Source organism: Amylibacter sp. SFDW26, assembly GCF_009184395.1.
GTDB lineage: Bacteria > Pseudomonadota > Alphaproteobacteria > Rhodobacterales > Rhodobacteraceae > Amylibacter.
This window is the reverse complement of sequence record NZ_WEIC01000001.1, coordinates 83,008-103,937: the sequence shown is the minus strand read 5'-3', so window position 1 is coordinate 103,937 and position 20,930 is coordinate 83,008. Positions and strand designations below refer to the sequence as shown.

Here is a 20,930-nt window from a genome sequence, read left to right as displayed (position 1 = left end):
ATTTTGTGGCCCATAGGCGCAAAAGAGGTATAGGGCTATGACAGCAGCAACATTGACCATTGATCTGAATGCCATCGTGAAAAACTGGCAAGCTTTAGATGCAAAATCCGCTTCAAGCGTGGAAACGGCTGCTGTTGTAAAGGCCGATGGGTACGGCTTGGATGCTGGACGTGTAGCGGCTGCATTGTCAAAAGCAGGTGCACGCAGTTTTTTCGTTGCATTAGCCGAAGAAGGCATTGCTGTACGTAAAGCCGTTGGCAATGACGCGGATATTTATATCTTCTCAGGCATGATGTTGACCGATGCTGAGCCGATTAAACAATACAACCTAATCCCCTTGCTGAACTCACCATCGCAACTGGTGAAATATCGCATGGGCATGTCTGAATACCCGTTCGGTGTGCAAATCGACAGCGGTATGAACCGTTTGGGCATGGAACCCGCTGATTTTGCCCAAGTGCGCGAAAAAGCAAAAAACGCTAAATTAGTCATGAGCCATCTTGCCTGTGCAGATACGCCTGATCACGCACAAAACCAGCAACAATTGCAGTGTTTCCGTAACTTGACGGATGGCATGAAAGTGCGCAGGTCATTGGCTGCCACTGGTGGCACGTTACTGGGTAAAGATTATCACTTTGATATGTGTCGCCCCGGTGTTGGGCTTTATGGTGGTGAACCGTTTGAGGCGGCCAACCCTGTAGTCACAGTTTCAATCCCCGTCATTCAGACACGTGATGTTGAAGTAGGCGAAAGCGTTGGCTATGCCGCTTCATGGGTTGCTCAGCGCCCATCAAAAATCGCTACAATTGCAGCTGGTTATGCAGATGGCTTGATCCGCGCGATGGGTAACAGTCAGGTTTTTATTTGGGCCGGCAACAAACCCTGCCCCATCGTTGGACGCGTTTCTATGGATTTATTGACTGTGGATGTAACCGATATAGGTCAAGTGCCAACCCATATGGAAATCCTGAATTCGCACCAAACAGTGGACCTGTTGGCGGATGCTGCAGGAACCATCGGATATGAAATACTAACCAGCCTTGGCGCGCGCTATAAACGCGACTATATAGGCGGATAAGATAAGCAGGATAAGACCACGTGATACAGGCCACCCAAAGAATACTCTCTCGCATAGGGCGCGCAACTTTGGCAGTGTTTCAAAGCATTGGTGCTTTGATATTGTTTGCTTTAACAGCAGTCAGTCATATTTTTCGCCCACCGTTCTATTTCGGGGCATTTGTGCGTCAATTGTTGAACATCGGCTATTTTTCTCTGCCAGTTGTAGGATTGACAGCATTGTTCACGGGGGCGGCATTGGCTTTGCAAATCTATTCAGGCGGTTCGCGCTTTAATGCCGAAGCTGTGGTACCACAAATTGTTGCCATCGGAATGGTGCGCGAGCTTGGTCCTGTTTTGGTGGGTTTAATGATCGCGGCACGCGTGACATCATCAATTGCTGCTGAAATTGCTACGATGAAAGTGACCGAGCAAATTGATGCGCTGACCACTCTGTCCACAAACCCTATGAAATATCTGACGACACCGCGTGTATTGGCAGCATTCCTCGTCGTACCTTTATTGGTAGGTATTGGTGACATTATCGGTATTATGGGTGGCTTTTTCGTCAGCACCAGCCGTTTGGGGTTCAACCCATCGAACTATATCCAAAACACTGCTGACTTTCTAACGTTCATCGACATTGTTTCAAGCCTAACCAAAGGCGCCGTTTTCGGATTTATCGCAGCCCTGATGGGTTGTTATTACGGCATGAATTCAAACCGTGGCGCACAAGGTGTGGGTGAAGCAACAAAATCATCCGTGGTGGTTGCCTCTGTCTTAATACTTGCCTCTAATTACCTTCTAACAGAAATGTTCTTCTCATCATGATTACGATCAAAGACCTACATAAATCCTTTGGGCCTAAAACCGTTCTAAACGGCGTGAACATGCATATTGCGGCGGGGCATTCGATGGTCATTATTGGCGGCTCTGGCACGGGTAAATCCGTTTTGCTGAAAAATATCCTTGGCTTGATCACACCTGACAGTGGCTCGATTGAGGTAAACGGTATCGATCCTAATACTCGTAACCGTGATGCGTTTTTGGATATGTTTGGGATGTTGTTCCAAGGCGGTGCTTTGTTTGACAGCCTGCCGATCTGGCAAAACGTATCGTTTCGATTGTTGCAGGGCAAACATAAGCTTTCGAATTCTGAAGCACATGAGATTGCCGTGGAAAAACTGCGCCGTGTTGGATTGCGCCCTGAAGTGGCCGATCAATATCCGGGCGAATTGTCTGGTGGTATGCAAAAACGCGTGGGGCTGGCCCGTGCGATTGCAGCAGAGCCAGAGATTATATTCTTTGATGAACCCACCACGGGCTTGGACCCAATCATGTCTGGTGTGATCAACGAGCTGATCCGCGAGATTGTGGTGGAAATGGGAGCGACGGCCATGACGATCACCCATGATATGAGCTCTGTCCGCGCCATCGCTGATGAGGTCGCCATGCTGCACGAAGGTGTGGTGCAATGGACGGGTAAAGTTGGTGATATGGACAACAGCGGCGATCCGTATCTGGATCAGTTCATCAATGCCCGCCCTGATGGGCCGATTGAGGCTATTCGGTGATTGAACTTATTGGCGAGTTTATTATTGAGTTCTCGATCTGGAAAATCTCAGCATTTTTCTACAATGATAATTCAAAACGAAAACTGCGATTAGTAACCTTATACTGTCTAATTTTTATTATTAGCTTCTATTTGATTAACATTTTTATACTCTGGTATTTAAATGCTCTTTTCATCATACCTGCAATATTCTTTGCGAATGCTACTCTGATTAGTATATTCATCATAGGTTTTTTCTTATTTTTTGCATTTATGTTGGGAGAACATAATCGCCAGAAATATATTCGCGCATATTCAGCATTAACTTTTTACCTTTGCTCTTTAGGCATAGGCGTTTTTATAGCATTACTATGAGGTACGTTTGTATATAAAATTCCTAAACCTCGCCCTCCTCATCCTCTTCCCCATCGCATGGTTTGCGCCCCTCATGCGGGCTGGCCTGCTGCCGTTTTTCTCACTCGATGAAATCTCGATCATCACGGGGATTGCTGATCTTTGGGGTAAGGATGTATTCCTTGCTCTTATCATCACATTCTTTGCGTTGATCGCTCCTATGGCCAAGGTTATTGGAACGGCTTTGATCCAATTCAACCTATTATCCGAAAAGGTCAAACCTGCCCTTGCGATCCTTGGAAAGCTGGCGATGGCAGATATATTCTTGATCGCCATTTATATCGTGGTGGCCAAAGGCGTGGGCGTGGGGCGTTTGGAAACGGCTTGGGGATTGTATTTGTTTACCTTTTGCGTGCTTTTATCCTATGCGATCACATTGATGTCTAAGCACAATAAATGAAACCTTGCTGATTACCCCCTTGCCCGTTAAACCCTTTGGCAATGGCTAAGACGTCCACAATATTTTCCTGCATGAAATGCGGTGCGACCCATAAAAAATGGGCAGGCCGATGTGATGCATGCGGTGAATGGAATTCCATTGCCGAAGAAGCACCTTTGGCGGCTGGCCCTTCTGGCAAAACACTGGGCGGTGCCAAAGGGCGCAAAGTTGCTTTGGGCGATTTATCCGAGATTGACAAACCATTGCCACGCATTGCCAGCGGCATCGCTGAGTTCGACCGTGTTTTGGGCGGCGGCATGGTGCCAGCAAGCGCCATATTAGTTGGCGGTGATCCCGGCATCGGGAAATCAACGATGTTACTGCAAGCCGCTGCAAGTTTTGCGCGCGCTGGCAAGAAAGCGATTTATGTTTCGGGCGAAGAAGCCCCAAGCCAAATCCGTATGCGTGCGCAACGTCTGGGATTGTCTGATGCGCCTGTGAAATTAGCAGCAGAAACCAATCTGCGCGATGTGCTGACAACATTGGAAGAAGAACGCCCTGATGTGGCAATCATCGATTCCGTACAAACCATGTGGGCCGATCATGTGGACAGTGCGCCCGGTTCAGTTTCTCAGGTTCGGGCGACTGCACATGAATTAACCACATTTGCGAAACGCCGCGGTGTTTCTGTGATCCTTGTGGGGCATGTCACCAAAGAGGGTCAGATTGCTGGGCCGCGTGTTGTGGAACATATGGTTGATACGGTTTTGTATTTTGAGGGCGAGCGTGGTCATCAGTTCCGTATTTTACGCGCTGTGAAAAATCGCTTTGGCCCTGCCGATGAAATTGGTGTGTTTGAAATGACAGGGGCTGGGTTGCAAGAAGTGACGAACCCCTCTGCCCTATTCTTGTCTGACCGTGAAAACCCAGCACCAGGTTCTGTTGTCTTTGCAGGGATGGAAGGTACGCGCCCCGTTTTGGTTGAAATCCAAGCTTTGGTTGCACAATCCACACTCGCTTCACCGCGCCGTAATGTTGTGGGTTGGGACAGCAGTCGTTTATCGATGATTTTAGCTGTTTTGGAATCGCGGTGCGGGATCGGTTTTGGCAACATGGATGTTTATCTGAATGTTGCAGGCGGTATGCGTATATCAGAACCTGCTGCGGATTTGGCTGTCGCAGCCGCCTTAATCTCGGCAAGACAAGATCATGCTATTGCCAAAGATGCGGTTATATTCGGCGAAATTAGCTTATCTGGGGCGCTTAGACCCATCTCTCAGGCCGAAAATCGGCTTAAAGAGGCAAAAAAACTAGGTTTTTCATCTGCTTTTGCACCTTCGAGGATGAAATTAACAAACGAATCTGGCATGAAGGTCGCAACTAACAATGATGTGGGCGACTTTATTGCCGCTTGCTTTGGCGCAATAGACGCTTAAAGGGGAAGAATAATGGAATACACAATCGTTGATGGTGGCGTTGCAATTGTCATACTTGTGTCGGCTATCTTGGCCTATTCCCGTGGATTGGTTCGCGAAGTCCTTTCCATCGCAGGTTGGATCGCTGCTGCAGTTGCCGCTTTTATTTTTGCCCCACAGGCCGAACCACTGGTACGCGAGATTCCTTATCTAAGTGATATCATTGGCCCATCATCTGAGTTGTCAATTATCGCATCCTTTGCAATTGTCTTTGCTATAGCATTGATACTTGCATCCGTATTCACGCCCATTTTCTCTGGATTGGTTCAAAGATCCGCCATTGGTGGATTAGACCAAGGCTTGGGATTTGCATTTGGTGTTCTACGCGGGTTGGTCTTAGTTCTAGTTGGATTAATCGTTTATGATTACATTGGAGCTAAACATGATCTGGTTGAAAAATCCAAAACAAAAGAGTTGCTTGCAGGCAGTCAGGAACGCACACAAGAACTTATTCCAACACAAGCCCCACAATGGATTGTGGATCGCTATGAAGAGTTAACGAACCGAAACAATACAAATACTGGTGATGGCACAACCACTACACCAGCAAACTAAGCGAATTGTGATATAACAAGGTGGTGACAATGCTACCCGTTCCACAGTATAGAGACCCCAATTCGCAAGCTGCCGAGTCGGAGAGACCATGCTAAGCCAAACAAAGCCGTTCCTAGCCCATCCTTTTGATGACGATAAACTGAAAGAGGAGTGCGGAATTTTTGGCGTTCATGGCGTTGCTGATGCCGCCAATTTTGTAGCCCTTGGTCTTCATGCACTCCAACACCGTGGACAAGAAGCAGGTGGTATTGTTGCTTATGACCAAAAAGCTGGTTTCAACAATGCACGTCGTTTTGGGTATGTCCGCGATCACTTCACAAAACAAGAGTTGATGAAAACGCTGCCAGGTAGTGTATCTATTGGTCACGTCCGCTATTCAACAGCAGGTAACAAAGGACAAACAGCTATTCGCGATGTGCAACCGTTCTTTGGTGAATTTGCAATGGGTGGTGCTGCTATTGCACACAACGGCAATCTGACAAATGCTGATGAGTTGCGCAAAGAGTTGATAAGCCGTGGTTCGATTTTCCAGTCTTCGTCTGACAGCGAATGTATCATCCATCTGATGGCACGTTCCATGCAACCAAACATTCCAGAACGCATCAAAGATGCAACGCGCCGAGTTGAAGGCGCGTTTTCAATTGTAGCAATGACACGCACCAAAATGATCGGCGTACGCGATCCGTTGGGCGTTCGTCCATTGGTTTTGGGTCAAATCGGTGATGGTTGGGTTCTAAGTTCTGAAACATGTGCATTGGATATCATAGGCGCTGAATTCATTCGCGAAGTTGAACCAGGTGAAATGGTGGTTGTTACGGATCAAGGTGTGGAAAGCTCATTCCCGTTTGAACCAGCTAAAGCACGCCCTTGTATTTTTGAACACGTTTATTTCTCACGTCCTGACAGCATTTTGGGCGGTCAATCTGTCTATGAAACACGCCGTCGTATCGGTGTTGAACTTGCGAAAGAAAGCCCTGTTGAAGCGGATTTGGTTTGTCCTGTCCCTGACAGTGGTACACCTGCAGCTATTGGATATTCCCAAGAGAGCGGCATTCCTTATGCAATGGGTATTATCCGTAACTCTTATATGGGCCGGACATTTATTGAGCCATCTGAACAGATCCGCAACATGGGTGTGCGTTTGAAATTGAACGTGAACCGTGCGTTGATCAAAGGAAAACGTGTAATCCTTGTGGATGACAGTGTTGTACGCGGAACAACAAGCCGTAAGATCAAAGAAATGATTTTGGATGCTGGTGCTAAAGAAGTGCACTTCCGTATTGCATCCCCCCCGACAGCATGGCCTTGTTTTTACGGTGTGGATACGCCTGATCGTGAAAAGCTATTGGCGGCAACAATGAGTATTGAAGAAATGCAAACTCATTTGGCAGTCGATAGTTTGAATTTCGTATCATTGGATGGTTTATACCGTGCATGTGGTGTGGAAACTGGTCGTGACAGTGACAACCCAGCGTATTGCGATGCATGTTTTTCTGGCGAATATCCGGTGCGTCCGATGGACCAGATCAAACGCGGCTTCAAACTTAAAGAACCTGCCTAAATCATGGGTGCATTTGACGGACAACTGGCCCTGATCACTGGGGCAACACGTGGCTTTGGCTATGCGGCAGCACAAGCTTTGGCGGCAGAAGGCGCTGAAATTATTGCAGTGGGCCGTACAAGCGGTGCATTGGAAGAATTGGATGACGCCATTCAAGCCGCTGGTGGTAAAGCCACATTAGTGCCATTGGATATTACCGATAATGATGGCCTGCAGCGTTTGTGCTTATCTGTGCATGAACGTTGGGGGGGGCTGGATCTTTGGGTTCATTCCGCAGTTCATGCGGCACCATTGGCTCCTGCGGGACATATTGCAGATAAAGATTTGGTAAAATCTGTGACGATTAATCTGACAGCAACGCAGCAGTTGATTTCGATGATTGACCCGTTATTGAAAGCTAAGAATGGAACTGCCGTGCATTTGGATGATCCCCGTGCAGGTGAGAAATTCTTTGGGGCTTATGGTGCAACAAAAGCAGCGCAAAAAGCTTTGTTTGACAGCTGGGCCTCGGAAAGCACTTCAACAGGCCCACTTGTACGCAGTTTCACACCAGAACCGATGCCAACAGCAACACGCGCACGTTTTTTCCCGGGCGAAAACAAAGATGAGTTGAATACCACCGCAAGCCAAGCTGCACGCTTTGTGGACTGGTTAAAAGACTAGAAGATAAAGTCGTCTGCTGTAAAATCAGCAATGGTTAATCGCGTGCCATCAATACTTTCAATACGGATCACATGGTCGCCTGCAAAAATCGCGGCCCCAAATGGTCGTGACTTGATGCTTAGATCGCTTATATGTGAAATTCCATCAATTGAGGAAAAATCGATTACATCAATACCAGTTTCATAATCCATAATGAAATCACGTTTGTCATCATCGACGAATTGAAAGATATCAGCTCCTGCACCACCAAACATACGGTCACGCCCATCACCATCAATGATAAGATCATCACCATCACCACCATAAAGGTAATCTGTTCCATTAAACCCTGTAATTATATCATCAAGCTCTGTTCCGTTTAATGTATCATGCCCATTGCTGCCGATTATGTTCGCACCAATACTTTCAATACCGATTTCGAATTGCGTAAAGCCATTTTCAGAACCACTACTGACAAGCGCATGTGGGATGCCACCAAAAAAAGTCACTTCAATATCAGTAATATTATTAAGTGTTGTATCAAAATCATCTGCCAATGTTTCCAAAACAGATAAGGTGCCATTAGGACTAAGCTCTAATAATGTAACACCATCATCTGATCCTGCTGCCAAAACAAAGCTACGTTGGTTAAAGGTAAAAATTTCCAGAACACTCGCATCTTGAAACCGTGTTTCCAAACTATCAATCAGATGATCAGTTTCTGTAAGCTCTCCACGGTTATTAATAGAATAAACCGTTAAACTATTCGTGCCAGATGAAGCCATGATTAAAAATGTTTGCGCACCAACCGTTGTAACTTCTAATGCTTGGGGAAGGTTGAAACCAGATGTATCGGTTGGTGCAACACTATCTCTCAGATGTAAATTACCATGAATACCTACCCGAAAACTATTTAATCCTGCATCAAATGCAGAGGCCGTAAACATATAAGTTGTGCCGCGAATAACCACAGATGCAAATGCGCTGACATCACCCAAGTAATCCAAACTTCCGGCATCATAAACGGGTTGCGTGATAAACGTATCATTTGGCTTCATACGGTAACTGGAAATACCTGATGTGTTAGTCTGCGAAACATAAAGGAATGTCTTGCCATCAATTTCGATGGAAAAAGTCGTATCAAATCGACTGATATCTACACCGTTAGGCGTTTGCAAAATAGGTTCCGAAAACTGACCATTGCTATCAATACGATAGGTCGCAACTTCATCATCTAATCGCCCAGAGGGCAGCAGAACCATGTGGCCATTGATCATTGATATATTCGCCTGTGTGACCGCAAAAGTACCTGTATCAGCCCCGAACTCTAATGTGTCCACCACTTGTGGAGGTAGTCCATCACGCAACAGGAAACTGGTAATCGTGCTGTCTGCTTCAGACGCTACAAAGACGTACTGATCCGTGCCAATTGTAACCACTTCTAAATCTGATACGCCTTGCAATTGTAAAATCGCATCATCAATAATGGTCGCAACTTTTGTAAAATCTACCACCACAGCACTCCTTTGACTTCAAAAGGGATGCTGCCAGATAGGTCTTAATCCAAAGCTAAATTAACCAAGATTGGTTTAGGTATTATGTAGAAAATGCAATACATCGCCGTCAGCAACGATATAAGATTTGCCTTCAGCGCGCATTTTACCCGCTTCTTTGGAACCTTGTTCGCCATTAAATTCAACATAATCATCATAAGCGATCGTTTCTGCACGAATGAAACCGCGTTCGAAATCGCCGTGAATGACACCTGCCGCTTGTGGCGCAGATGTGCCTTTGGCAATCGTCCATGCGCGGGCTTCTTTTGGGCCAACTGTGAAATATGTTTGTAGTCCCAAGAGTTCATAACCTGCGCGGATCAAACGGTTTAGACCCGCTTCTTCCAAACCAAGTTCCTCTAAGAACATTTCAGCTTCTTCATCTTCGAGTTGGCTAATTTCTTCTTCAATTGCAGCTGAGATGACAACAGAGGCAGCACCTTGTTCAGCTGCCATTTTTGCAACTGCTTCGGAATGTTCATTCCCTGCACCTGCGTTTTCTTCTTCGACGTTACAAACGTAAACGATTTTCTTAGAGGACAACAAACCAAGCTGCTCCCACATTTTTTGTTCGTCTTCATCTACCTCTACAACACGGGCAGGTTGACCCGCTTCAATCGCAGCTTTGGCTTTTTCCAAAAGTGCGTGTTGGGCAACAGCTTCTTTGTCGTTGCCTTTCATCTTGCGCACAAGATTGGCCATACGTTTTTCGATGCTTTCCAAATCGGCAAGCATCAATTCCGTTTCAATCGTTTCCGCATCTTCGACAGGGTTCACGCGGCCATCCACGTGGGTCACGTCATCATCTTCAAAGCAACGTAACACATGTGCAATCGCATCACATTCGCGGATGTTGGCAAGGAATTGGTTACCAAGGCCCTCGCCCTTTGAAGCGCCCTTAACCAATCCCGCGATATCAACGAATGTCATACGCGCTGGAATGATTTTGGCAGAGCTTGCGATTGCAGCCAGTTTATCAATGCGTGCATCCGGCACGGACACTTCGCCCACATTCGGCTCAATGGTACAAAACGGAAAGTTTGCCGCTTGTGCCGCCGCTGTTTTTGTCAGCGCGTTGAACAATGTGGATTTACCTACGTTTGGAAGTCCAACAATACCTGTTTTAAAGCCCATGATGGTCACCTTGAATGATCGTTTTGCGCGCATCTACGGGGGATATGGGTAAAACGTCAAGTTAGTATGCGTTTTTTTGCCAAAACCCCATTGATTTTCCCGTCTTTGTATCCCAAACCAAGGTCTAGACTTTAAGGGACCAGCCATGACACGTATTGACGCTAAATTCGCAGAGCTGAAAGCCGCAGGAAAATCTGCTTTCGTATCTTACATCATGGCAGGCGACCCAAGCTATGACACATCATTGGCAGTGATGAAGGGTCTGCCAGCGGCTGGTGTGGATATCATCGAGCTGGGTTTGCCGTTTACGGATCCAATGGCGGATGGCTCTACAATCCAATTGGCGGGACAACGTGCACTGGAAACAGGCATGACGTTGAACAAGACATTGGCAATGGCTTCTGAGTTTCGCAAAGAGGACAATACAACACCGATTGTTTTGATGGGCTATTACAACCCGATTTATTCAATGGGCGTCGATAATTTTATTGCTGCGGCCAAAGATGCAGGCATCGATGGGTTGATCATCGTGGACTTGCCACCAGAAGAAGACGAAGAACTGTGTATTCCAGCAAATGCTGCGGGTATGAACTTTATCCGTTTGGCAACACCAACAACAGATAATCGCCGTTTGCCAAAGGTTTTGGAAAACACATCTGGGTTCATCTATTATGTGGCAATTACAGGCATCACAGGGTCTGGTTCGGCCTCTACTGAAAAAGTGGGTGCGGAAGTGGCACGTATTAAGCAATCAACTGATCTGCCTGTTTGCGTGGGCTTTGGCATTAAAACACCATCTGACGCCGAAGGCATGGCAAAGGTTGCTGATGGGGCAGTTGTTGGTTCTGCAATTGTATCCAAACTCGGCGCTGGTGAAAGTGTTGAGGATGTACTGGCTTTTGTTGCTGAATTGGCAGAAGGTGCACATAGAGCTTAATTTATTTTCAAAAGGCTATTATGTATAACCAAGCACTAAAGACTTATAAAGAAATTTTCCTGCTTATTTTAACTTTTTCTCTAATAATGGCTATGTTAGATTATTTAACAAGCGCATACGAGACTATAAAGTTTAGTATAACATATATGGTGATGTATTTTATTTCACTCCCATGTATCGTATTCTCCATGTATCGTAATATCCTCCTAAGTGAACACTTCACGTCATTTGGGAGAGCAAAGACAACTACCTATGAAATTAACATTATAAATTGGAGTTTTGCTTGGAGATACACAGCACTTTGGATAATTCCGTTCTTTATTGGATTGATTCCCGCATATTTCATTTTCCAGTTATATGACATAACTGGGTTCCTAATATCCTATCTTATTATAGCTTGTATATTTTATTATATACTATTGGCATTATTCGGAACATCTTTACCCGCATCTGTGGTAAAAGCTGATGGGAAATTTTCAACAGCATATTCAGATTCAAATTTCTGGATAAATTTCAAAAAATTCCTATCTGGGCCGTTTCTAATACTATCTTTTACATCACTACTTTCATTTTCTCTCGAAAACTTAATAGTTGCATGTTTCTCAAACGAAAATCATCAATTGGCACTACATATTGGTGCGAACTTTATAACTTATTTAATCCTAGTTTATGTCATGGCCGTTGAGGTAAGTCTTTTATGCTCAATTTTCAATAGAAGTAGGTATGAGAGTTAAAAAACGACAATTTGGGTCATTCAACTTACCAATTTCTGCATTTTCTATATTGTCATTATAAGCATGTCTTTTTTAAATTGGCTTAAATCACCAAAGGACAGACTATGCCCGTTATTACCAATGTCGATGACCTAAAGAAAATCTACAAACGTCGTACGCCAAAGATGTTTTATGACTATGCGGAAACGGGGTCTTGGACAGAGCAAACATTCCACGACAACGTAAATGATTTCGCTGATATTCGTCTGCGCCAGAAGGTGGCGATTGATATGTCTGGACGTTCCACGGCGACACAGATGATTGGCCAAGATGTTTCTATGCCTGTGGCCCTTGCCCCTGTTGGCATGACGGGGATGCAACATGCGGATGGTGAGATTAAAGCCGCGCGTGCAGCAGAGGCATTTGGTGTGCCATTCACCCTATCCACGATGTCGATCTGTTCGATTGAAGATGTGGCCGAACATACAACCAATCCTTTTTGGTTTCAGGTTTATGTGTTGCGGGATGAAGATTTCAACAGACGTTTATTAGATCGCGCAAAGGCAGCGGGTTGTACAACTTTGGTCATTACTGCTGATCTGCAAATTCTGGGGCAACGCCATAAGGATTTGAAAAACGGTTTGTCCGCACCACCCAAACTGACCTTGGCGTCTATTGCCAATTTAGCCACTAAAGTGCCGTGGGGCTTGGAGATGTTAGGAACGAAACGCAGGTTCTTTGGCAACATCGTTGGACATGCAAAAAATGTTGAAAATGCTGCTGACCTTGGTGCTTGGACGCATGAACAGTTTGATCCGACGTTGGATTGGAAACGCATTGATAAAATGGTCAAGGATTGGGATGGCAAGGTCATCATCAAAGGTATTTTGGATGTAGAAGACGCCAAACGCGCTGTGAAAACTGGGGCGGATGCCATTATCGTTTCCAACCATGGTGGGCGTCAGTTGGATGGGGCTGTGTCATCAATCCGCATATTGTCGGACATCGTTGATGCAGTTGGCGATAAGATTGAAGTGCATATCGACAGCGGTATTCGTTCGGGGCAAGACGTTTTGAAAGCTATGGCTTTGGGTGCAAAGGGCACATATATCGGGCGCGCCTTTATCTATGGCTTGGGTGCTATGGGCCAAGAAGGTGTTACAAAAACGCTGGAAGTCATTCATAAAGAGTTGGATATGTCTATGGCTCTTTGTGGGGAGCAACATGTGGATAACTTGAATCCAAACAATTTACTTATTCCAAAAGATTTCAAAATATCAGAGGCTTATGACTTCTAAAGTTATCCACAGCCTATTGTTGACGAAATGGAAACAATAGGGCTAAAGTTAGGTACATTGTCACTTTCTTTTGGGGAGAAGGTTATGAGTACTGCCATGGAGCGTGCTGCGCTGACTTTATCGAATGGATATTACCGAGTTTTAGAGGCATATTACCGCGCCATTGAAAAATCAGTGGGATTTGTTCTGAAAGAGGATTGACCCCGCCATCCTTAGACTTTTTCTGGAATTGCAGGGGAAAATGCATACCCTTCAGGACTTAGAATTGTGCCCTCGTATAACCCATGCGGTTTATTACGCGGCTCTTCTATGACAGTGCCGCCATTTTCAGCCGCTTTTGCAATGGCTTGATCTGGATCGATGCCAAACAAATACAATTGCACCCCTGCCCCGCGTGGAGGGTTGTCTGGTAACATGCCTTGTACAGGATGCGTGCGGTATGTGGCGTCATGGTGAAGTTGGATCATGGTATCGCCCAGCTTAATGATCGCGAAATCATCGGATAGACGGTGGACTGTGGCATCAAAAGTGCCTGTTAAAAAGGCTGCCAATTTTTTGACGTCTTGGGTCAATAAATTCACCCCTAAGCCTGTTAGACTTTTACCAAAACCCCCTGGGGAGACTGTTTCTAAATCCATGATGCCCTCCGATATCATTATAAAACAGACTATGCCATCCATTATGATTGCAAAGCGCATAAGCGACATGTTTCGCACGATTCCTTCCTGTGTGTTGATCTGGGGTGCTGAAATAAGGGATAAAAACGCATTTACCCCTTTTAATTATAGAGATTCGCGGTTATGGAGCAGCTTCTTGCAGCTTTACACCCTTGGAGGAGGCTGCGTTTGTAAACTTTAGGAGAATTAAAATGGCTGGAAATATACCAGATTTCAATGCCACGGTACGCGCGGGGACAGGCAAGGGGGCCGCTCGTCAAGCTCGTCGTGATGGGCTCGTACCAGGTGTGGTTTATGGCGGTGGACAAGATCCACAAGCAATCAACGTACCGTTCAACGTACTTTTCAAGCAACTAAAAGCAGGCCGTTTCATGTCTACGCTTTTCAACTTGAAAGTAGAAGGACAAGAAGATGTACGTGTGATCTGCCGCGGCGTTCAGCGTGACGTTGTAAAAGACCTACCAACACATATCGACATGATGCGCTTGAAGCGCGATTCACGTGTTAACTTGTTCATCCCAGTAGAATTCATCAACGAAGATGTTTCTGTTGGCTTGAAAAAAGGCGGCACATTGACAACAGTTCGCCCAGAGGTGGAACTGAAAGTGACTGCAGGTAACATCCCTGCAAGCTTGATTGTTGATCTTGAAAACCTAGACATCGGCGACATCGTTCACATCTCTGACATTGAAATGCCAGAGGGTTCACGCCCAATGATCACAGACCGTGACTTTGTGATTGCGAACATTGCTGAACCATCTGCTCTGAAATCAGACGATGAAGATGAAGAAGAGACAGTAGAAGAAGCAGCTGAAGGCGAAGAGCCAACAGAAGGCGAAGAGCCAGCTGCAGAAGAGTAAGCTCTGCTTCACTGTTAAAAATTTAAACGCTCGTAGATTTCTACGGGCGTTTTTTTCTTCCAAAACAGACTACTGGACCACGTGATCCATATGGAATGTAGGAAAACCACATATCAGATAAACAGTCGAATAATGATTTGATGGTATCTTGGCCATATAGGTTTGGGTGTAATTCCATTATGATTAAGCGCACGTAAGATGGCAGGTTTCGTTTAAATAGCTCTGTTTCCAAACCTTCGGTATCACAAACCACTACAGTGGGTTTAAACATCTTTAATGCATCCGAAAACGCATAGGCCGAAACTTCGATCCGTTTTGTTTTTGCTGCATTGCCTGACAATAGAGACCCTGCCCAAAATCCTTTGGTTTTGAAAAAGCTAATATTTGGCGTGCTTTTTTGCGCGACAACGGCTGCCTGAATTAATTGCGCGCCTTTTATTCCATTTGCCGCCAGATTATCAGAAATGTCATCCATAAGATCATCATTAGCCTCGACTATCATCAAGTTATCCCCGCCAACAATGCGTCCCGCAACAACACCTGTACATCCGATCCCTCCCCCTAAATCCAAAACACGGTCTCCTGCCCGTACATGGCGTTCAATTGCTGCGCGTTCTGCGTTTTCATATTGCCCAGAAGACAAGGCTTTGATGATTGGAGGGGTTAAATGTGCAGATTGCACAGCAATATTCATGCCCCCAAATTGGAAGGATTGTTTCATAACTGCCTCAATAGTCTTTTCGTTTGTTGTAAAAATATGTGACACTGAATAGAGAAGAATTGATTACCCAAATGCGAGTTGATTAAAAATGAAACTATTTGTTGGCCTTGGTAACCCTGGTGCAAAATATGCAATGACCCGTCACAACATTGGTTTTTTAGCCGTGGATGAGATTGCTGCCAGCCATAACTTTGCCCCTTGGCGCAAGAAATTTCAGGGACAAGTTTGCGAAGGCGTGTTGGGCGGTGAAAAGGTGGTTTTGCTGAAACCAGAAACATTCATGAATTTAAGCGGGCAATCGGTTGGTGAAGCTGTTCGGTTTTATAAACTAAGCGTAGGTGATGTAACTGTGTTTCATGATGAACTGGATTTATTGCCAGGCAAGTGCCGCGTGAAACAAGGCGGCGGTCATGCAGGGCACAATGGATTGCGATCCATTCATCAACATCTTTCCCCTGAATACGAACGTGTGCGTTTGGGCATTGGGCATCCGGGGCGTAAAGAATTGGTATCGGGTTATGTTTTACATGCTTTTGCTAAAGCAGATGAAGCATGGTTGGATGATTTACTGCGTGGCATTGGTGATGGCGCGCCGCATTTGGCAAAAGGTGATGCGGGTAAGTTTATGAATGCTGTTGCCTTGCGTACGGTTCCACCACGCGAAAAGAAACAAACACCCAAGAAAACAATGGTTGAAAAAGCCCCAGAACCCGTAGAAGAAGATAGTCGAACACCATTGCAAAAATTGGCAGACAAGTTTCGCTGACCCCATGTTTTTCAGCAATTTAGAACCATTCTAAATCGCTTGACATCCCACAGGCACAGGCGCATATTTACAGCAACTTAAAAGGATAAAGCAGATGTTTATTCAAACGGAATCCACTCCGAACCCAGCAACGTTGAAGTTTCTACCGGGCCAAGCTGTTATGCCAGCGGGTACAGCAGATTTTCCAAACGTTGAAGCGGCTGCAAATTCGCCATTGGCGCAACGTGTGTTTGCGGTTGAAGGTGTAACAGCCGTATTTTTTGGCCCTGACTTTGTGACAGTGACCAAAGAAGAAAGCATTGATTGGAATCATATCAAACCAGCTATTCTTGGTGCAATTATGGAGCATTTCCAATCTGGCCAACCAGTGATGCAAGGCGAAGGTCTGGCAGCAGCAGGTCACGCAGAACACAGCGGTGAAGATTCAGAGATCGTAGATCAGATCAAAGAATTGCTGGACACACGCGTGCGCCCAGCCGTTGCGCAAGATGGCGGTGACATCACATTCCACGGTTTCGATCGCGGTGTTGTTTACCTTCATATGCAAGGCGCATGTGCGGGTTGCCCATCCTCAACGATCACGTTGAAAATGGGTATCGAAAACCTACTGCGTCATTACATTCCAGAAGTGACAGAGGTGCGCCCAGTTGCCGCCTAAGCCACTGATACTTGCATTTGATACATCGGCTGCACATTGTGCAGCCGCTTTGCTATGCGGTGATGAAATTTTATCGGAACGTTTGGAACCTATGCAAAAAGGTCAAGCGGAACGGTTGTTTCCATTACTAGAAGAAGTGTTATCAGAACATGGGAAGGCTTGGCCTGATTTAGATGCAATTGGTGTCTGTATTGGACCTGGTAACTTCACAGGGGTGCGGATATCTGTATCTTCTGCACGTGGATTAGCCTTGTCTTTAGGTATTTCAGCTGTTGGTGTATCAAAATTAGAAGCCATGACTTTTGGCACACGAGGTTCTGCCGTGGCATTCCTAGATGCACGACGTGGTCGTGTTTATTCACAAATATTCGAAGATGGAGACGCTCAAACAGAGCCAGAAATGGTAGAACTGTCAGATGCACCAAATGGCATACCGTACGTGATGGCAGATGAGACATTACAGGTTAAGGATGCGGTTGTATTGTCGAACATCGTCACTTCTGTCGCTAAAATCACGGCCCTGCGATACACACATGATTCACCACGCCCTGCACCGCTTTACTTGCGCTCTGCGGATGCTGCTTTACCGTCTGACCCACCAGTCACAATTCTACCATGACAGCAGAGGAACTCGCAACATTACATGCAAAGTGTTTTACTGTCCCTCGCCCATGGTCAGCTGGTGAATTTCATGAACTCCTAACAAGTAATGCATGTTTCCTATGTTCCAATAATTATGGTTTTGCACTTGGACGTGTAGCTGGACCAGAGGCGGAATTACTAACAATTGCTGTTGATCCAGCTCACCGCCGCCAAGGGTTGGCACATAAACTGATGTTAGATTTTGAAGACCAGGCCAAAATGCGCACTGCAAAAGATGCTTTTTTAGAGGTTGCCGAAAACAACCATATTGCCATCGCATTATACGAACAGTTTGGGTTTGCGCCAAAAGGGATGCGAAAGAATTATTACGCATCTCCAAATGGGCCAAGTATAACCGCGCTGGTTATGGGTAAAACGCTTTAACCGCGCCCTACAAATGGCATTTTATTCGCCATTATTGTCATAGACAAAACATTGGTACTAAGCGGCAAGCTTGCCATATGAAGAACAGCATTTGCAGCATCTTTTGGATCCATTGTATCCATAGGACCGTCTGCATGTTTGATCAGATTTTCTACCAGTTCCGTTTTCGCATTACCGATATCAATTTGGCCACAGCAAATATTCAAATCGCGCCCATCTAAAGCAATGCTTTTTGTAAGACCCGTAATTGCATGTTTGGTTGCAGTATAAGCCGCAGAATTAGGGCGTGGTGTAGCCGCAGAAATAGACCCATTATTAATGATACGACCACCTGAAGCAGCCATGTGGCGAAACGCTTCACGCGCACATAAAAACATACCTGTCAGATTCACATCAACAGAACTTTGCCATGCTTCCAAGGAGACTTCATCAAACCGTGATCCTGGCGGAAAAATACCTGCATTATTGAATAACACATTGATCTCACCAAAGTGTTCTACCACTTTAGAAAAGCTTTTTTGAACAGCATCTTCTTTAGTCACATCACAAACAATACTGACAGCATTTTCATATTTAGAGCTGATTTCATCCAATTTTTCCAAGCGGCGGGCAAGCATTGCCACATTCCAACCTTCGTTTAAAAACTTTTTTGCTGTTGCAGCACCGATGCCACTGCTCGCACCTGTAACAATAATCGTCTTTGCCATATTCGTAATATCCCTTGCTTTTCACCCTAAATTTATGATGATTTTAAAAGAGTAGGATGTTGCCTACGCAGCAACAACACATAAAATGGTGCTACAATACGAATTCCAAGTACCATTTTTTAATAAATGAGACTGGTTTTCCCAAAATTTATTGAAAACTCATTCAGCTATCTTGTTGTGGAATAGTCTATCACCTATAGACAGTAAAACACTTGTTTTATGAGTGATATAAAGATTTCGAGGAGCAATATAATGGAAGCCATAAGTCTATCAACGGAAATGTTGGTTGTATTAGGGTTACTTGGTTTCACTGTCTTCCTCTTTGTATCGGAAATCATCCGCGTGGATTTAGCAGCAATTCTCGTTATGGTAATTTTAGGCGGTTTAAGCTATTTGCCAGGGCTTGGCGGGCTAGCTGATATCAATCATCTCTTCGATGGTTTTGCGTCTAATGCGGTAATATCGATCATCGCAGTTATGATCATTGGGACGGGCTTGGATAAGACAGGCTTGATGAATAAAGTCGCTGCAACCATTTTAAAGTTTGGGGGATCTACTGAAAAACGCATCGTCCCGATTGTATCAAGCACTGTGGGCTTCATCTCCAGCTTTATGCAAAACGTTGGTGCAGCCGCCCTATTCCTGCCTGTAGTCGCTCGTATTTCTGCGCGCACGGAAATCCCACTTGGACGCTTACTCATGCCAATGGGATTTTGTGCAATCTTAGGCGGGACGATGACCATGGTTGGCTCATCTCCTTTGATCCTTTTGAATGATTTGATCATCACTGCAAACAAAGATCTTCCTGAAGATGCACAAATGCAGACTTTCGGGTTGTTTTCAGTAACCCCTATCGGCGTAACTCTTGTGATTACTGGTATCTTGTACTTCGTTATATTAGGGCGCTGGGTCTTACCCAAAACAGCAACACGTGGCGATGCGTCATCGGGCCAATCCGTTAAGGATTATTTGAAAAGGCTATATGGTCTGAAAGCTGATATCGTTGAGGTGGTTATTCCTGAAGGGAACATCTTAATTGGTGAAACATTGGCGGATATCATGGATGCCCATCACATGTATATCGTTGGATCATATTATAACGGCCAACGTTTCCTATCACCGCCTGCTTCGACAGAAATCCAAGCACCTTGTCGTTTGGCTATTCTTGGTCGTAAGAAAGTCATTGAAGAGATGGCTGACATCTATGATCTTGAAGTCAAACCAAAGATGGAAATCTTCACCGAAGATTTTGCGGCAACCAAATCTGGTGTGGCAGAAATTGTAATTCCACCTGACAGCAGCATAATTGGCAAGACAGCCCGTGATACACGCCTGCGTGGCACATATGGTCTTAACCTGTTGGCAATACATCGCGGTGATCAAACGTTAAGCCGTGTGGAAACCGATGAACATGAACCTACGTTAATTGGCATTGAACCATTTCATGCAGGCGATACATTGGTGGTCCACAGCCAATGGGAAGCTTTGACACGCGTTGCCAATGATCGCGATTTTGTTGTTGTGACATCAGATTTCCCGCGTGAAGAATTGCGCCCACAAAAGGTGGGGTGGGCATTACTCTTTTTCACAATCGCATTGTGCTTGATCCTATTCACGGATGTTCGCCTATCATTAGCCTTACTAGTCGGTGCAGTTGGAATGATCATCTCTCGTGTTCTAAGTGTGGATGAGGCATATGGGGCTGTTGGTTGGAATACCGTCTTCCTTTTGGCCAGTTTGATCCCTTTGGGGCAAGCCGTGCAATCTACAGGCACTGCAGAATGGATTGCACAACAAACACTTATTCTGTTGGATGGTTGGCCTATCTGGGCTCTACAAACGGGTGTAGCGGTTCTAGCAACAATCTTTACCCTTGTGATGTCTAATGTCGGCGCAACTGTTCTGCTGGTTCCTCTTGCTGTCTCTATTGCTATGGCTGCTGGTGGTGATCCCGCAATATTTGCAATGACCGTGGCGATATCTACATCCAACTCATTCTTAATCCCAACACACCAAGTGAATGCACTGATCATGGGACCTGCTGGTTACCGTGTGATTGACTTTGTCAAAACAGGTGGTTTGATGACAATACTATTCTTAATCGTCTCTATGACTATGATGAATGTAGTATTTGGTTAGATAGCTTTTAAAAGCATATAAATTACAGTTTTCGAAAAGCGTCCGTTGTGGCGCTTTTTTGATTCAGACAAAAGTCTCATTAATTCAAATAAAATGGTTATTGCCAC

Annotated in this window: 21 protein-coding genes; 16 read left to right on the top strand and 5 right to left on the bottom strand. The window is 45.3% G+C overall.

Annotated elements, in window-relative coordinates; all coding sequences use genetic code 11:
* Window positions 1–37: 37 nt before the first annotated feature.
* From alr to F9L33_RS00510, 8 genes are all read left to right on the top strand, one after another.
* On the top strand, window positions 38–1,078 hold the full coding sequence (alr, locus tag F9L33_RS00545; protein ID WP_152140792.1) for an alanine racemase: 1,041 nt from the start codon (window positions 38–40) through the stop codon (window positions 1,076–1,078).
* Between the two features lie 20 nt (window positions 1,079–1,098).
* Window positions 1,099–1,887 (top strand): MlaE family ABC transporter permease, encoded by a 789-nt coding sequence (locus F9L33_RS00540; protein ID WP_370452060.1) that lies wholly within the window; start codon window positions 1,099–1,101, stop codon window positions 1,885–1,887.
* Window positions 1,884–2,630 carry an ABC transporter ATP-binding protein gene (locus F9L33_RS00535; protein WP_152140791.1) on the top strand — a complete coding sequence of 249 codons (747 nt, stop codon included), beginning with the start codon at window positions 1,884–1,886 and terminating at the stop codon, window positions 2,628–2,630. The genes F9L33_RS00540 and F9L33_RS00535 overlap by 4 nt, the downstream gene beginning before the upstream one ends.
* A 360-nt stretch (window positions 2,631–2,990) precedes the next feature.
* Window positions 2,991–3,422: a paraquat-inducible protein A gene (locus F9L33_RS00530; RefSeq protein WP_152140790.1), complete on the top strand. Its 432-nt coding sequence runs from the start codon at window positions 2,991–2,993 to the stop codon at window positions 3,420–3,422.
* 41 nt (window positions 3,423–3,463) lie between these two features.
* Window positions 3,464–4,837, top strand: coding sequence for a DNA repair protein RadA (radA, locus tag F9L33_RS00525; protein ID WP_152140789.1), 1,374 nt, complete (start codon window positions 3,464–3,466; stop codon window positions 4,835–4,837).
* 12 nt (window positions 4,838–4,849) lie between these two features.
* Window positions 4,850–5,431, top strand: a complete 582-nt coding sequence (locus tag F9L33_RS00520; RefSeq protein ID WP_193221922.1) for a CvpA family protein — start codon at window positions 4,850–4,852, stop codon at window positions 5,429–5,431.
* 88 nt (window positions 5,432–5,519) lie between these two features.
* Window positions 5,520–6,992, top strand: a complete 1,473-nt coding sequence (purF, locus tag F9L33_RS00515; RefSeq protein WP_152140787.1) for an amidophosphoribosyltransferase — start codon at window positions 5,520–5,522, stop codon at window positions 6,990–6,992.
* A 3-nt stretch (window positions 6,993–6,995) separates the two neighbouring features.
* On the top strand, window positions 6,996–7,655 hold the full coding sequence (locus F9L33_RS00510; protein ID WP_152140786.1) for an SDR family oxidoreductase: 660 nt from the start codon (window positions 6,996–6,998) through the stop codon (window positions 7,653–7,655).
* Here the strand turns inward: F9L33_RS00510 and F9L33_RS00505 are convergent.
* Window positions 7,652–9,148, bottom strand: a complete 1,497-nt coding sequence (locus F9L33_RS00505; protein WP_152140785.1) for a beta-propeller fold lactonase family protein — start codon at window positions 9,146–9,148, stop codon at window positions 7,652–7,654. The genes F9L33_RS00510 and F9L33_RS00505 overlap by 4 nt on opposite strands.
* 75 nt (window positions 9,149–9,223) lie before the next feature.
* The gene (gene ychF / locus F9L33_RS00500; RefSeq protein WP_152140784.1) at window positions 9,224–10,321 is read right to left on the bottom strand and encodes a redox-regulated ATPase YchF; all 1,098 of its coding nucleotides are present in this window, start codon (window positions 10,319–10,321) and stop codon (window positions 9,224–9,226) included.
* A 145-nt stretch (window positions 10,322–10,466) separates the two neighbouring features.
* Here ychF and trpA point away from each other — a divergent pair, with 145 nt between their 5' ends.
* Window positions 10,467–11,258, top strand: coding sequence for a tryptophan synthase subunit alpha (gene trpA, locus F9L33_RS00495; protein WP_152140783.1), 792 nt, complete (start codon window positions 10,467–10,469; stop codon window positions 11,256–11,258).
* Between the two features lie 838 nt (window positions 11,259–12,096).
* Complete coding sequence (locus tag F9L33_RS00490) at window positions 12,097–13,269, top strand: alpha-hydroxy acid oxidase (protein ID WP_152140782.1); 1,173 nt, start codon at window positions 12,097–12,099, stop codon at window positions 13,267–13,269.
* A 212-nt stretch (window positions 13,270–13,481) separates the two neighbouring features.
* Here F9L33_RS00490 and F9L33_RS00485 read toward each other — a convergent pair whose 3' ends face one another.
* Window positions 13,482–13,907: a glyoxalase/bleomycin resistance/extradiol dioxygenase family protein gene (locus F9L33_RS00485; protein WP_152140781.1), complete on the bottom strand. Its 426-nt coding sequence runs from the start codon at window positions 13,905–13,907 to the stop codon at window positions 13,482–13,484.
* 230 nt (window positions 13,908–14,137) lie between these two features.
* Between F9L33_RS00485 and F9L33_RS00480 the strand changes: the two genes are divergently transcribed.
* Entirely contained in the window at window positions 14,138–14,806 is a 669-nt protein-coding gene (locus tag F9L33_RS00480) for a 50S ribosomal protein L25/general stress protein Ctc (protein WP_152140780.1), read from the top strand.
* A 40-nt stretch (window positions 14,807–14,846) separates the two neighbouring features.
* On the opposite strand, the gene F9L33_RS00475 is transcribed toward F9L33_RS00480, so the two are convergent.
* Entirely contained in the window at window positions 14,847–15,527 is a 681-nt protein-coding gene (locus F9L33_RS00475) for an FkbM family methyltransferase (RefSeq protein ID WP_152140779.1), read from the bottom strand.
* 88 nt (window positions 15,528–15,615) lie between these two features.
* Here F9L33_RS00475 and pth point away from each other — a divergent pair, with 88 nt between their 5' ends.
* The 4 genes from pth to rimI all read left to right on the top strand — a co-directional run bounded on the left by pth (window position 15,616) and on the right by rimI (window position 17,977).
* On the top strand, window positions 15,616–16,293 hold the full coding sequence (gene pth / locus F9L33_RS00470) for an aminoacyl-tRNA hydrolase (protein WP_152140778.1): 678 nt from the start codon (window positions 15,616–15,618) through the stop codon (window positions 16,291–16,293).
* A 94-nt stretch (window positions 16,294–16,387) separates the two neighbouring features.
* A complete protein-coding gene (locus F9L33_RS00465) occupies window positions 16,388–16,951 on the top strand; it encodes a NifU family protein (protein ID WP_152140777.1) in 564 nt (187 codons plus the stop codon).
* Complete coding sequence (gene tsaB / locus F9L33_RS00460) at window positions 16,941–17,570, top strand: tRNA (adenosine(37)-N6)-threonylcarbamoyltransferase complex dimerization subunit type 1 TsaB (protein WP_152140776.1); 630 nt, start codon at window positions 16,941–16,943, stop codon at window positions 17,568–17,570. Before F9L33_RS00465 ends, tsaB begins: the two co-directional genes overlap by 11 nt.
* On the top strand, window positions 17,567–17,977 hold the full coding sequence (gene rimI, locus F9L33_RS00455) for a ribosomal protein S18-alanine N-acetyltransferase (RefSeq protein ID WP_152140775.1): 411 nt from the start codon (window positions 17,567–17,569) through the stop codon (window positions 17,975–17,977). Before tsaB ends, rimI begins: the two co-directional genes overlap by 4 nt.
* Here rimI and F9L33_RS00450 read toward each other — a convergent pair.
* Window positions 17,974–18,684: an SDR family oxidoreductase gene (locus tag F9L33_RS00450; RefSeq protein ID WP_152140774.1), complete on the bottom strand. Its 711-nt coding sequence runs from the start codon at window positions 18,682–18,684 to the stop codon at window positions 17,974–17,976. The two genes, rimI and F9L33_RS00450, sit on opposite strands and share 4 nt — an antisense overlap.
* Before the next feature lie 252 nt (window positions 18,685–18,936).
* On the opposite strand from F9L33_RS00450, the gene F9L33_RS00445 reads away from it, so the two are divergent.
* Window positions 18,937–20,823 carry an SLC13 family permease gene (locus F9L33_RS00445; RefSeq protein ID WP_152140773.1) on the top strand — a complete coding sequence of 629 codons (1,887 nt, stop codon included), beginning with the start codon at window positions 18,937–18,939 and terminating at the stop codon, window positions 20,821–20,823.
* Window positions 20,824–20,930: the final 107 nt, after the last annotated feature.